This is a genomic window from Hoeflea sp. BAL378 (genome assembly GCF_000759435.1).
Taxonomy (GTDB): Bacteria; Pseudomonadota; Alphaproteobacteria; order Rhizobiales; family Rhizobiaceae; genus Hoeflea.
This window is the reverse complement of sequence record NZ_JRJG01000115.1, coordinates 1-11,795: the sequence shown is the minus strand read 5'-3', so window position 1 is coordinate 11,795 and position 11,795 is coordinate 1. Positions and strand designations below refer to the sequence as shown.

Here is an 11,795-nt window from a genome sequence, read left to right as displayed (position 1 = left end):
CCACCGCCAGCGGCAGTATGCGCCACGACCGGCGGGGCATGGCGGCGGACCTGCGGGGGATGGAAGCATCAGGATCGGACATGGCGCGCATTATCGGCCAAACCGTGGCGCTTTTTCGTCAAGCGTGGCGTTGATTTCCGCGACGATGCGCGGGGCCTCAGTGGGATCCGCGAAAACCGCCTTGCCGAAGGCGATGAATTCGGCCCTGGTCTGCGCCATATCTTCCACGAAGGCTGTGCTGGTCCCGCCCATGATCACGCAGGGAATCTCGATCATGTCGGCCCACCATTCCGCCAGCGCCAGGTTCTTGGAATGCGGCTCCGGCTTGATGTCGCCGGCGATCGACCCAAACATGACGTAATCCGGCTGCGCCTCGCCGATCGACAGGGCCGCATGCCGCTCGCGCGCATTGCCGCCGCCGACGATCAGTCCGGGCGCATGGCGTGCGACGGCTTCGGCCATCGCGGTCGGGCCGACTTCCAGATGCAGTCCGTCCGGGCGGACCCGTCCGGCGACCCGGGAATCGCCCGCGATCAGCGCCGCGGCTCCGGCCGCCTGGATGACCGGGACCAGCGCCTCGCAGCGCTTCTGGAAGCTTTTCTCGTCGAGACCGTGCTGCGGAACGATCACCGAGGCGACATCGCCGCCGCGGAGCGCGTCCCGGGTCACCGCCGCCAGTTCAGTGGCATCGGAAATGTCTGGCGTCACGAGGACAAGGCGGCAACGATTGATCGGATCGGTCATGGGAGTTCCTGTCAGGGCCAGCGCTGAAAGCCGATATGGCCAATTGCATGCAAACGGGATAGACCGGCACGGCACAAGGATCAACTGCCCCGATGATGACGGACCCGTACTTCTATGCCGCCGCCATTCCGGCAGTGGTCATGGTCGGCCTTTCCAAGGGCGGCTTCGGAGGCGCCATGGCGCTGCTGGGCGTACCGCTGATGTCGCTCACCATCTCGCCGGTTCAGGCCGCGGCGATCCTGCTGCCGATCCTGGTCGTCATGGACATGGTGAGCCTGTGGAGCTGGCGCAGCCACAAGGACGCCAAGACGCTCGTCATCATGCTGCCCGGCGCGCTCGTCGGCATCGCCATCGGCTGGGCCACCGCCGCCTGGGTGACCGTGCCGATGATCAAGCTGATCGTCGGCGCCGTGGCGCTCTGGTTCGTCTGGCGCTATCTGGCGCAGACCATGGCCGCCGCCCGCAGCGGCACCAGCCAGGCGGCGCGCGGGCACAGGCCGGTCCAGGGCGTGTTCTGGGGCGTGGTGTCGGGGTTCACCAGTTTCGTCTCCCATGCCGGCGGCCCGCCCTATCAGGTCTACACGCTGCCGCTCCGGCAGGATCCCAAGACCTACACGGGAACCAGCGTCCGCTTCTTCGCCGTCATCAACGCGATCAAGCTGGCGCCCTATTTCGCGCTGGGCCAGTTCGACGCCACCAATCTGTCGACCTCGCTCGCGCTCGCGCCCATCGCGCCCGTGGCGACACTGACCGGCGCCTACCTCGTCCGGCGCATGAAACCCGAGATTTTCTATCCCTTCATGTATGTCATGGTGCTCTTGGCCGCCCTCAAGCTGATCTGGGACGGCAGCGTTCATCTGCTCGCCTGATGACAACGCCCGTGCAAGGTGATTTGATGTCTGACCGTTGATGCCCTCATTCGCAGGAACAAGAGCGTGACCGCCAATCCCTATGAAACCGATCTCGACCGCAATCCCGCCAACTACCAGCCGCTCACGCCGCTGGCGCATCTCGAACGCGCGGCCCTGATCCATCCCGATCACACCGCCATCATCCACGGCGCGATGCGGGTGAGCTACCGGAGCTTCCTGGAGCGGTCGAAACGGCTTGCCAATGCGCTGTCGGGGCTGGGGATCGGCAAGGGCGACACGGTGTCGGTGATGCTGTCCAACACGCCGGCGATGCTCGAGGCCCATCACGGCGCGCCGATGCTGGGCGCGGTGCTGCATTCGATCAACACCCGCCTCGACGCCCAGGCGATCGCCTTCCAGCTCGATCATGCCGGGTGCAAGGTGCTGATCGTCGACCGCGAATTCGCCCCGGTCATGGCGCAGGCGCTCAGGCTGGCGGCGGTCCGGCCCGTGGTCATCGACTACGACGACCCGGAATATCCCGAGGACGCCCCCTTCCCCAAGGGCGAGCGCATCGGCGCCCATGACTACGAGGCGTTCCTTCTCGCGGCGCCGGCGGAGTTCACCCGCAGCCTGCCCGCGGATGAATGGGAGGCGATTTCGCTCAACTACACCTCCGGCACCACCGGCAATCCCAAGGGCGTGGTCTATCATCACCGCGGCGCGGCGCTGATGGGCTATTCCAACGTGATCGCCTCGGGCATGGCGCGTCACCCGGTCTATCTGTGGACCCTGCCGATGTTTCACTGCAACGGCTGGTGCTTTCCCTGGACGCTGAGCGTCGTCGCGGGCACCCATGTCTGCCTGCGCTGGGTCAGGGCCAAGGCGATGTACGACGCCATCGCCGATCATGGCGTCACGCATCTGTGCGGCGCGCCCATCGTCATGTCGACGCTTCTGAACGCGCCCGACGCGGACAAGCGCGATTTCTCCCACACCGTGAGCTTCAACACCGCCGCCGCCCCGCCGCCCGAAGCGGTGCTCGCCGGCATGGCCGACGCCGGCTTCGAGGTGGTTCATCTCTATGGCCTGACCGAGACCTATGGCCCGGCCGTGGTCAACGAGTGGAAGGCGGGCTGGTCCGATCTCGATCGCGCCGCCCGCACCACCAGGAAGGCGCGGCAGGGCGTGCGCTATCCGGCGCTCGAGGACCTGGCCGTGATGGATCCCGAGACCATGGAAAAGGTCCCCGCCGACGGCGAGACCATCGGCGAGGTGATGTTCCGCGGCAATATCGTCATGAAGGGCTATCTCAAGAACCCCGCCGCCAGCGCGGAAGCCTTCCGCGGCGGCTGGTTCCATTCCGGCGACCTGGGCGTCATGCATCCCGACGGCTACCTGCAGCTCAAGGACCGGTCCAAGGACATCATCATCTCCGGCGGCGAGAACATCTCCTCCATCGAGGTGGAGGACGCGCTCTACAAGCATCCCTCGATCATGACCGCGGCGGTGGTGGCGCGGCCCGACGACAAATGGGGCGAAACCCCTTGCGCCTTCGTCGAGCTGCGTCCCGGCCACAGCCTGACCGAGGAAGAGGTGATCGAGCATTGCCGCGGCCTGCTCGCCCGGTTCAAATGTCCGCGCACCGTGATCTTTCACGAGGTGCCCAAGACCTCGACCGGCAAGATCCAGAAATACCTGCTGCGCGACGAGGCCAGGACATTGGGCTCCTAGAACCAGGGAAAGATCCCCCGCGTTTGCGCCGCAACAAGCAGCCATTGCGGCGCACACAAAGAGCTTGCCGGGACTTGGGCTTTAAATTAGCCTGCCAAAATGACCCTGGATGCGTTCCAAGCCATCGCCGATCCGAACAGACGTTATCTTCTCGAGGAGTTGCGCCGGCAGCCGCGCACGGTCAACGAACTGGCGGAAGGCCTGCCCATCAGCAGGCCGGCGGTGTCGCAGCATCTCAAGGCCCTGCTCGACTGCAAGCTGGTGACGGTCACCAGCCAGGGGACGCGCCGGATCTACGCGGTCAACACCGACGGCTTCATGCGCCTCAACCTTTGGATCGACCAGTTCTGGACCTGAACCGGCGTCGCGCCCGCTTTACATCATGCACCACCGGCAGATCGGCCGTAGCAGCTTCGAAGCTGCGGCAGGGATCCGAGATGTCGGGCAGGTCCCGGAACAAAAAAGACGCGGGGGAAGCCCCGCGTCATCATCATGTCATGCAAGTCTGATCAATGTTGCGTATCGGAACGCAGACGGTTGATTTCGTCCTTGAGTCGCAGCTTGCGGCGCTTGATATCCATGATCCTCTGATCCTCGACGGAGGGCCGGGATTGCACGGACCGGAGCTCTGCGTCCAGTTCGCCGTGCTTTCTTTCAAGTGTGGCAAGGTGTGCATCAATCGACATAAGCGACTCCTTTGATGGAATGCGCCGGCACCGGAGCACCGGAGCAAATCGTTTGTTGACACTTACGAGTGTGCCACGGCTTTTTCCCTTTGTCGAAGGTGATTTCTTGATTACGGGTAACTTCCTGTTACACCCGATTCTGTGGTACGAGCGCTCAACGACAAAAAGGTCGGACCAGTGCCGACAGGATGCGTGAGACGGGGTAAATGAATGTCCGATCAGGAACAGGCGGAGCGTCGTATGCTCGTTGCGCGGCTGCGCCATGAGCACGAGGACTTCGACGTTGCGATTAACGCCATGATACAGACTGGCTGCGACCAGTTGCGCATCCAGCGGATGAAAAAGAAGAAGCTGGCGATCAAGGACCGGATCACCGAGCTCGAGGACCAGATCATCCCCGACATCATCGCCTGAGCGGGGAGCCGCGCATGACCCTTGCAGACAAACCGAAGGTGGCCGTGATCATGGGCAGCCAGTCCGACTGGTCCACAATGAAACACGCCTGCGACACGCTTGCCGAGCTCGACATCGCGCACAAGCCGCTGATCGTCTCGGCGCACCGCACCCCCGACCGCCTGGTAACCTTCGCCAAGGGCGCCCGCGCGGCCGGATTCAAGGTCATCATCGCCGGCGCCGGCGGCGCCGCGCATCTTCCCGGCATGACCGCGGCCTTCACGCCCCTGCCGGTGTTCGGCGTCCCGGTGGAATCCAAGGCGCTGTCCGGGCAGGACAGCCTGCTGTCGATCGTGCAGATGCCGGCGGGCATTCCGGTCGGCACGCTCGCCATCGGCAAGGCCGGCGCGATCAATGCGGCCCTGCTTGCAGCCAGCGTCCTGGCCTTGTCCGACGCAGCGCTGGCCGACCGTCTCAACGCCTGGCGTCAGGCCCGCACCGATGCCGTGGCCGACCAGCCGGTGGACCAGCCATGACCTCCGAGGCGCTCGCTCCCGGCTCCGTGATCGGCATCATCGGCGGCGGCCAGCTCGGCCGGATGCTGGCGATGGCGGCGGCAAGGCTGGGCTACAAGACCATCATCCTCGAACCCGACGTCAACGCGCCCGCGGCCCAGGTCGCCAACAGCCAGATCGTCGCCGCCTATGACGACGCCGAAGCGCTCGACCAGCTCGCAGCGCTCTGCGATGTCGTCACCTACGAGTTCGAGAACGTGCCCGTCGCGGCGGTCAAGTCGCTCGAAGCCCGGCTGCCGGTGCGGCCCGGCTCGAAGGCGCTCGAAGTGGCGCAGGACCGGCTGCTCGAGAAGGCGACGGCGCGCGACCTCGGCGCTGAGACGGCGCTGTTCGCCGCCGTCTCCAGCCTGTCCGAGCTCGAGGACGCGCTTGTCACCACCGGCCTGCCGGCGGTCCTCAAGACGACCCGGCTCGGCTATGACGGCAAGGGCCAGGCGAAGGTTTCCCGTCCCGAGGACGCCGACGCGGCGTTTGCCGCCATGAACGGCCAAATGGCGATCCTCGAATCCTTCGTCCATTTCGAATGCGAAGTCTCGGTGATCGCCGCGCGCGGCCTGTCGGGCGAAGTCCGCGCCTATGACGTGGTGCAGAATGTCCACCGCGCGCATATCCTGCACACATCGACCGTGCCCTCCGCGCTCGGCCGCCAAGCCTGCGCCGAGGCGCTCGCGATCGCCGAGGCGATCGGCCACCATCTCGACTATGTCGGCGTCTTCGCCGTCGAATTCTTTGCCGTCCGCGACGGCGACGGGCATCGGATGCTGGTCAACGAGATCGCGCCCAGGGTTCACAATTCCGGGCACTGGACCGAAGCCGCCTGCGCGATCTCGCAGTTCGAGCAGCACATCCGCGCCATCGCCGGCCTGCCGCTCGGCGACACGCAGCGGCATTCCGACTGCGTCATGGAAAACCTGATCGGCGACGATGTCGACAGGCTCGCCGACCTCGCCGCCGAAGCCGGCGCGGTGATTCACCTCTATGGAAAGTCCGAAGCGCGCCCCGGCCGCAAGATGGGCCATGTCACCCGCATCGCCCCGCGAAAATAGACTTTTCCGGCGCATCTCGGGCGGGAAAACGCCCCACCGGAGTTGACAGCAAATGCCCAACCGTCTACATGCCGTGCCAACCGATGAGCGCGTCCTTGGTGGCGCGCTTTTGATTGAATAGGCGGCGCGGCCGTCCAGATAACGCGGATCAGAACAATGAAGATCAAGAATTCGCTCAAGGCGCTCAAGGCCCGTCACCGCGACAACCGTCTGGTTCGCCGCAAGGGCCGGGTCTACATCATCAACAAGCAGAACCCGCGCTTCAAGGCCCGTCAGGGCTGAAGCCTCGGGCCGCTTGGCCTTCACTGAAAATTGCATTTGAATTTTGGCGCGGACGGACTAGTTTTCCGTCATGCGCCATTTTCTGTTTTTCAAAACCCTTGCCCTGCCCCTCGCCACCGGCCTCGTCGCAGGCTTGAGCGCCTTTCCCGCAGCGGCCCAGACCGGATCCGGGACGCCGCCGTCGAGCGCATCGGTCAAGCCCGCCGACACGCTCGACAGCCTGTTTTCCGAGCTCAAGCGCGAACCGGACGAGCAGCAGGCCAAGCGAATCAGCGAGCGGATCTGGGCGAAATGGCGCGATTCCGGCAGCGCCACCGTCAACCTCCTGATGCAATGGGCCGACAAGGCCGTCACCGACGGCAAGAACGGACTGGCGCTCGACCTTCTCGACCAGGCGATCGTGCTGAGGCCGGACTATGTCGAGGGCTGGAACCGCCGGGCGACGCTGCATTTCATGATGGGCAATCACGGGAAGTCGATGGCCGACATCAACCGCGTGCTCGCGCTGGAGCCGCGCCATTTCGGCGCCATAGCCGGCATGGCAGCGATTCTCTCGGTGTCGGGCAACGACGCGCTGGAACTGCGGGCCTGGGAACAGATGCTCGAGATCTATCCGGCCAGCCGCCAGGCCCAGCAGAAGGTGGGGGAACTGGCCGACAAGCTGGAAGGCAGCAGGACCTGATCTTGCCCTGAAACCTTATTCGCGCGCGCTCGTCTTGAAGAAGAGGCGCAAGCCCCCCTGCCCTTCAACGTCTCAAGCATTGTTTGACCATGCCTTTTCAAAGACTGATCCGGACCATCATGATCTCTTCCCTCTCCGTTCTCGTCTTGCTCGTCGCCGGCCTCGCGGTCTGGACGAGGGTGAAGGCTAGCGAGATCGAGGCCCGCCATCCGCCCCAGGGCGAGATGATCGACGTCGGCGGCTACGCGCTTCACGCCGTGCATGTGCCGGCCCCTGCCACCGCCGACCTGCCGCCGCTGGTGTTCATCCACGGCGCCAGCGGCAATCTGCTCGACCAGATGGTTCCGTTCCGGCCGGCGCTCGAAGGTCGCGCCGAGATGCTGTTCATCGACCGGCCGGGGCACGGCTGGTCCGGGCGCGGCGGAAGCGGAAACGACACGCCCGACGGCCAGGCGGAGGCCGTCGCCCGCGCCATGAAGGCCAAGGGCATCTCGAAGGCCATCATCATCGGTCATTCCTTCGGCGGGGCGATCGCGGCGAGCTTTGCGCTCGGCCATCCGGAGATGACCGCCGGACTGGTGTTTCTCGCCCCCGCCACCCATCCCTGGCCGGGCGGCATCGCCTGGTACTACGGCCTGACCAGCACCCCGGTGATCGGCCCGCTGTTCGCCCACACGCTGGCGCTGCCGGTGGGCCTGACCCGGGTTGAAAGCGGCTCGGCCTGCGTTTTCGCGCCCAATCCCATGCCGGATGAATATATCGCCCGAACCGCGCCGGCGCTGGTCCTCAGGCCTGCGGCGTTCCGCAGCAACGCCCTCGATGTCTACAACCTCAAGCCCTACGTCACGCGCGTGGCGCCGCGCTACGGCGAGATCACCGCGCCGACGGTCATCATCACCGGCGACAGCGATTCGATCGTGCTCGCCCATATTCATTCGGAAGGACTGGCGCGCGACATCGCCGGCGCCCAACTGCTCTGGATCCGCAATCTCGGCCACAAGCCCGATCACGTGACGACCGGGCTGGCGGTGGCCGCCATCGAGCGGGTGGCGGGCCGCGACGTCGATCTCGCCGCCACCGCCGCCTCGGCCGAAGCGGCGCTGGATGGCGACCAGGCCGCCTGTCCCGGCGAAGTGTCCGCTCCGGGCTAGAACACCGCTGTTTTACAGATCGAAGCCCTTCGGCTGCGTCAGATGCCGGTCATGCCGTCCGAGCCGATATAGGCGATGCGCAGCATGTTGGTCGAACCCGGCGTGCCGAGCGGCACGCCCGCCGAGATGATGATGCGGTCGCCGGGCTTGCCGAAGCCTTCGCGGAAGGCGATGCGGCAGGCGCGGTCGACCATGTCGTCGAGATCGGTCGCGTCCTGGGTCACCACGCAGTGCAGGCCCCAGACCACCGACAGCCGCCGCGCGGTCTGGATCACCGGCGAGAGCGCGATGATCGGCACGTTCGGCCGCTCGCGCGCGGCGCGCAGGCCGGTGTTGCCCGACGAGGTGTAGCAGACGATGGCCGACAGATTGAGCGTCTCGGCGATCTGGCGCGCGGCGAGCGAGATCGCATCGGCGCCGGTGGCGTCGGGCTGCGGTCGCTGCGAATAGATGATGCCGGGATAGTTCGGATCGCGCTCGACCTTGCGGGCGATCGACGCCATCATCGTGACGGCTTCCACCGGATAGTCGCCGGCGGCCGATTCCGCCGACAGCATCACCGCGTCGGCGCCTTCGAACACGGCGGTCGCCACGTCGGAGACTTCGGCGCGGGTGGGAACCGCAGCCGAGATCATCGATTCCAGCATCTGCGTCGCCACCACCACCGGCTTGCCGGCCCTGCGGCAGGCGCGGGTCAGCTGCTTCTGGATTCCGGGCACGGATTCGATCGGCATCTCGACGCCGAGATCGCCGCGCGCCACCATCAGCGCATCCGACAGTTCGATGATCTCGTCGATGCGCTCGAGCGCCTGCGGCTTTTCGATCTTCGACATCAGCCCGACGCGGCCGCGGGCGATCTTGCGCACCTCGGCCAGATCCTCGGGCCGCTGGATGAAGGACAGCGCCACCCAGTCGACATCGTTGACGGCGAGGACGGCGTCGAGATCGCTCCTGTCCTTCTCAGTCAGCGCGCCGACCCCGAGCGTGGTGTCGGGCAGGCTCACGCCCTTCTTGTCGGAGATCTTGGTGCCGGCGACGACGGTGCAGGTGATCGAGGTCTTGTCGGAATGGGTGGCGAGCAATTGAAGCCGCCCGTCGTCGATCAGCAGCCGGTGGCCGGGCTGGACCGCTTCGAGGATTTCCGGATGCGGCAGGAACACGCGCGTCGAATCGCCCGGCTCGTCGCGGTTGTCCAGGGTGAATGTCTGGCCTGCGGTCAGCGTCGCCGAGCCGTCGGCGAATTTGCCCACCCGCAGTTTCGGCCCCTGGAGATCGGCCAGGATGCCGATCGGGCGACCGCATTTCTTCTCCACCGCACGGATCCGGCCGACCAGCGTGCGCATCAGCTCGTGGCTCGAGTGGCTCATGTTGATGCGAAACAGATCGGCGCCCGCCTCGTGCAGTTTCTGGATCATCGCTTCATCGGACGATGCAGGCCCGAGTGTCGCGAGAATTTTCACATTGCGAAGACGCTTCATCAATTTTGGCTTTCCGGCGCTTCCGGGGCATCCGAGAGCTGGACCATCCAACTGCCTTGCCGTCCGGTGTCGTATTCCTTGAATCCCACGCGCTGGAACCCCCGGGCGAAACAGTCCTCCACCCCGACAATCCGAAATTCGTTGTCGGCGACGCACATGTTGATGTCACCGGCCCACCGTCCGCCGCCGCCGGCATCCTCGGCGTAAAGATAATAATAGCGAGATCCGAGCTGGCCCTCGATCAGGGTGGCGCAGGAATTTGCCGGGATCTGCCACCAGCCTTCCGTCACCCAGCCCTCCGCCGTCCGGTAGCCGATGGCGCCGCCGACCAGGGATTGGGTCCCGTTGCACACCCGGAAATCGGCCCTGGCCTCGCCCGCGCCCGCGAGCATGAACGCCCCGAGTGTGAGGGGAATGAGGACCGCTAGTCTTTGGATGGATGGGATGGCGTGTGGCAACTTGCGAAACATCAATTTCGGTCAGTCTCCGCTTGGGGCGTTAAGTGTGGCTTTTTGCGCCGGGGTGCTGCGAAAGTCAACGAAAGACGGCGGACCGAAGTCCGCCTCCGCACGCTACCATAAACTCGGCGAATGCAAAGAACCCGATCCCGCCTGTTGCCCGAAAGGCGCGGCTGTGCGATGGATCCGGGCCTGTCCCCGCTCCCCAAACCCGGTGTCCGAACCTGCCATGTCCGGCTTCAAGCCCTTTGAGATCCTTCCCGGCGATCCAAGCCCTTCGCTGGTGATTCTCGCCGATCACGCGATGAACCGGCTGCCCGCCGAGTATGGCGATCTGGGCCTGCCGGCGGAAGCCTTCACGCGGCACATCGCCTATGACATCGGCGTCGAGGAGGTGACCCGCGGCCTGAGCGCAAGGCTCGGCGTTCCCGCGGTCCTGGGCTGTTTCTCGCGGCTGCTGATCGACCCCAACCGGGGCGAGGACGACCCGACGCTGATCATGAAACTCTCGGACGGAATGGTCATTCCCTCCAACCACCCGCTCAGCGACGACGAGCGGGAGCGCCGTCTCGCGCTGTACCATCGTCCCTATCATGACGCGGTCGCCACCGTGATCGCCGAAACCTGGCGCCTATCCGGCAAGCCGCCGCTGGTGATCTCGGTGCATTCCTTCACGCATGCCTGGAAGGGCATCCCCCGGCCCTGGCACGCCGGCGTGCTGTGGGACACCGATCCGCGCGCGGCGCAGCTTCTGATCGACCTGCTCGGCGCCGATCCGGCGCTGATCGTGGGCGACAACGAGCCCTATGACGGCGCGCTCCGGGGCGACACCATGCACCGGCACTGCTCCATGACCGGCCTCGCCCACGCCCTGCTCGAGATCCGCCAGGACCTGATCGGCGAGAGGCCCGGCATCGACGCCTGGGTCGACCGGCTGGCGCCGCTGCTCGCCGCGATGACCGAACGCGAGGATCTGCACGAAGTCCAGATGCATGGTTCCCGGGTGATTTGAGGCGGCCGTGCGGACGCATGTCCACAGGAGGCCGAATAATCGCCGGCGATCATGCAAACGCCCTTGACCCGAAGGCGGCCATTGGGCACTTGGAGCCTCACACACCCAACCCCTCATCTGTCCATTCAGGAGTGACCCCATGTCTGATGCCGGCGCCGTTGCCCGCGACCAGCTCCGTTCCATCGTCGAACGCATTGAACGGCTGGAAGAAGAAAAGAAAACCATCGCCGACGACATCAAGGATGTCTATGGCGAGGCGAAAGCCAACGGATACGACACCAAGGTGCTCCGCAAGGTCGTCGCCATCCGCAAGCAGGACCAGAACGACCGGCTCGAGCAGGAAGCCATCCTCGACACCTATCTGCATGCTCTCGGCATGGCGCCGGAGCCCGAGGACGCCAGCTAAGGCGCTTCCCGGCGGCGGGCCCGTCTGAACCGGGCCCGGTTCAGGCCCCGCTCTGCGAGGCAAGACCAGCCGACCGAACCATTCGGCGCCTCGCTCCCACAGCAGTCAAACGATCGCGGCCGCCCGGTGGAAATCACCCACGGGCGGCCGCGATCGTATTCTGGACTGTGTATATGCGGCGACTGCGGCAGCCGGCGGACCAGCCCCGCCGCTCCCTGCCCTGAAGCCTAGTTGTCGAACCGCGCAACGGTGACGAAATTGACCGCCGAGCCGGTGAACTGGTTGTGCGGCAGGTCG

The 11,795-nt window shown here is 65.6% G+C and carries 15 protein-coding genes; 11 read left to right on the top strand and 4 right to left on the bottom strand.

Features of this window, described 5'->3' with window-relative positions; all coding sequences use genetic code 11:
• Positions 1–90: 90 nt before the first annotated feature.
• On the bottom strand, positions 91–744 hold the full coding sequence (locus tag LL06_RS20595) for a thiamine phosphate synthase (protein ID WP_035531199.1): 654 nt from the start codon (positions 742–744) through the stop codon (positions 91–93).
• Between the two features lie 92 nt (positions 745–836).
• On the opposite strand from LL06_RS20595, the gene LL06_RS20590 reads away from it, so the two are divergent.
• The 3 genes from LL06_RS20590 to LL06_RS20580 all read left to right on the top strand — a co-directional run bounded on the left by LL06_RS20590 (position 837) and on the right by LL06_RS20580 (position 3,686).
• A complete protein-coding gene (locus LL06_RS20590) occupies positions 837–1,613 on the top strand; it encodes a sulfite exporter TauE/SafE family protein (protein WP_035531196.1) in 777 nt (258 codons plus the stop codon).
• 66 nt (positions 1,614–1,679) lie between these two features.
• Entirely contained in the window at positions 1,680–3,329 is a 1,650-nt protein-coding gene (locus tag LL06_RS20585) for an acyl-CoA synthetase (protein WP_035531194.1), read from the top strand.
• Between the two features lie 99 nt (positions 3,330–3,428).
• Positions 3,429–3,686 (top strand): metalloregulator ArsR/SmtB family transcription factor, encoded by a 258-nt coding sequence (locus LL06_RS20580; RefSeq protein WP_035531191.1) that lies wholly within the window; start codon positions 3,429–3,431, stop codon positions 3,684–3,686.
• A gap of 152 nt (positions 3,687–3,838) precedes the next feature.
• On the opposite strand, the gene LL06_RS27030 is transcribed toward LL06_RS20580, so the two are convergent.
• Complete coding sequence (locus LL06_RS27030; protein ID WP_035531189.1) at positions 3,839–4,015, bottom strand: DUF465 domain-containing protein; 177 nt, start codon at positions 4,013–4,015, stop codon at positions 3,839–3,841.
• A 210-nt stretch (positions 4,016–4,225) separates the two neighbouring features.
• On the opposite strand from LL06_RS27030, the gene LL06_RS20570 reads away from it, so the two are divergent.
• From LL06_RS20570 to LL06_RS20545, 6 genes are all read left to right on the top strand, one after another.
• Entirely contained in the window at positions 4,226–4,429 is a 204-nt protein-coding gene (locus LL06_RS20570) for a YdcH family protein (RefSeq protein ID WP_035531187.1), read from the top strand.
• A 14-nt stretch (positions 4,430–4,443) separates the two neighbouring features.
• Positions 4,444–4,944 carry a 5-(carboxyamino)imidazole ribonucleotide mutase gene (purE, locus tag LL06_RS20565; RefSeq protein WP_035531185.1) on the top strand — a complete coding sequence of 167 codons (501 nt, stop codon included), beginning with the start codon at positions 4,444–4,446 and terminating at the stop codon, positions 4,942–4,944.
• On the top strand, positions 4,941–6,029 hold the full coding sequence (locus LL06_RS20560; protein ID WP_035531181.1) for a 5-(carboxyamino)imidazole ribonucleotide synthase: 1,089 nt from the start codon (positions 4,941–4,943) through the stop codon (positions 6,027–6,029). Before purE ends, LL06_RS20560 begins: the two co-directional genes overlap by 4 nt.
• 156 nt (positions 6,030–6,185) lie before the next feature.
• A complete protein-coding gene (gene ykgO / locus LL06_RS20555; RefSeq protein ID WP_003497670.1) occupies positions 6,186–6,311 on the top strand; it encodes a type B 50S ribosomal protein L36 in 126 nt (41 codons plus the stop codon).
• 70 nt (positions 6,312–6,381) lie between these two features.
• Entirely contained in the window at positions 6,382–6,993 is a 612-nt protein-coding gene (locus LL06_RS20550; RefSeq protein WP_035531176.1) for a hypothetical protein, read from the top strand.
• Between the two features lie 119 nt (positions 6,994–7,112).
• On the top strand, positions 7,113–8,144 hold the full coding sequence (locus LL06_RS20545; protein WP_035531173.1) for an alpha/beta hydrolase: 1,032 nt from the start codon (positions 7,113–7,115) through the stop codon (positions 8,142–8,144).
• 38 nt (positions 8,145–8,182) lie between these two features.
• On the opposite strand, the gene pyk is transcribed toward LL06_RS20545, so the two are convergent.
• Positions 8,183–9,622 carry a pyruvate kinase gene (gene pyk, locus LL06_RS20540; protein ID WP_035531170.1) on the bottom strand — a complete coding sequence of 480 codons (1,440 nt, stop codon included), beginning with the start codon at positions 9,620–9,622 and terminating at the stop codon, positions 8,183–8,185.
• Positions 9,622–10,014: a DUF1036 domain-containing protein gene (locus LL06_RS20535; RefSeq protein ID WP_244447196.1), complete on the bottom strand. Its 393-nt coding sequence runs from the start codon at positions 10,012–10,014 to the stop codon at positions 9,622–9,624. Before LL06_RS20535 ends, pyk begins: the two co-directional genes overlap by 1 nt.
• A gap of 295 nt (positions 10,015–10,309) precedes the next feature.
• Here LL06_RS20535 and LL06_RS20530 point away from each other — a divergent pair, with 295 nt between their 5' ends.
• Together LL06_RS20530 and LL06_RS20525 are read left to right on the top strand one after the other, a co-directional pair.
• The gene (locus LL06_RS20530) at positions 10,310–11,092 is read left to right on the top strand and encodes an N-formylglutamate amidohydrolase (RefSeq protein WP_035531165.1); all 783 of its coding nucleotides are present in this window, start codon (positions 10,310–10,312) and stop codon (positions 11,090–11,092) included.
• 139 nt (positions 11,093–11,231) lie between these two features.
• Positions 11,232–11,498: a DUF2312 domain-containing protein gene (locus tag LL06_RS20525; RefSeq protein ID WP_035531163.1), complete on the top strand. Its 267-nt coding sequence runs from the start codon at positions 11,232–11,234 to the stop codon at positions 11,496–11,498.
• Positions 11,499–11,795: the final 297 nt, after the last annotated feature.

Coding starts and splice junctions, on each gene's coding strand:
- LL06_RS20595 (WP_035531199.1), bottom strand. CDS start 744: ATGACCGATCCGATCAATCGTTGCCGCCTTGTCCTCGTGACGCCAGAC.
- LL06_RS20590 (WP_035531196.1), top strand. CDS start 837: ATGATGACGGACCCGTACTTCTATGCCGCCGCCATTCCGGCAGTGGTC.
- LL06_RS20580 (WP_035531191.1), top strand. CDS start 3,429: ATGACCCTGGATGCGTTCCAAGCCATCGCCGATCCGAACAGACGTTAT.
- LL06_RS27030 (WP_035531189.1), bottom strand. CDS start 4,015: ATGTCGATTGATGCACACCTTGCCACACTTGAAAGAAAGCACGGCGAA.
- LL06_RS20570 (WP_035531187.1), top strand. CDS start 4,226: ATGTCCGATCAGGAACAGGCGGAGCGTCGTATGCTCGTTGCGCGGCTG.
- purE (WP_035531185.1), top strand. CDS start 4,444: ATGACCCTTGCAGACAAACCGAAGGTGGCCGTGATCATGGGCAGCCAG.
- LL06_RS20560 (WP_035531181.1), top strand. CDS start 4,941: ATGACCTCCGAGGCGCTCGCTCCCGGCTCCGTGATCGGCATCATCGGC.
- ykgO (WP_003497670.1), top strand. CDS start 6,186: ATGAAGATCAAGAATTCGCTCAAGGCGCTCAAGGCCCGTCACCGCGAC.
- LL06_RS20550 (WP_035531176.1), top strand. CDS start 6,382: ATGCGCCATTTTCTGTTTTTCAAAACCCTTGCCCTGCCCCTCGCCACC.
- LL06_RS20545 (WP_035531173.1), top strand. CDS start 7,113: ATGATCTCTTCCCTCTCCGTTCTCGTCTTGCTCGTCGCCGGCCTCGCG.
- pyk (WP_035531170.1), bottom strand. CDS start 9,622: ATGAAGCGTCTTCGCAATGTGAAAATTCTCGCGACACTCGGGCCTGCA.
- LL06_RS20535 (WP_244447196.1), bottom strand. CDS start 10,014: ATGCTCGCGGGCGCGGGCGAGGCCAGGGCCGATTTCCGGGTGTGCAAC.
- LL06_RS20530 (WP_035531165.1), top strand. CDS start 10,310: ATGTCCGGCTTCAAGCCCTTTGAGATCCTTCCCGGCGATCCAAGCCCT.
- LL06_RS20525 (WP_035531163.1), top strand. CDS start 11,232: ATGTCTGATGCCGGCGCCGTTGCCCGCGACCAGCTCCGTTCCATCGTC.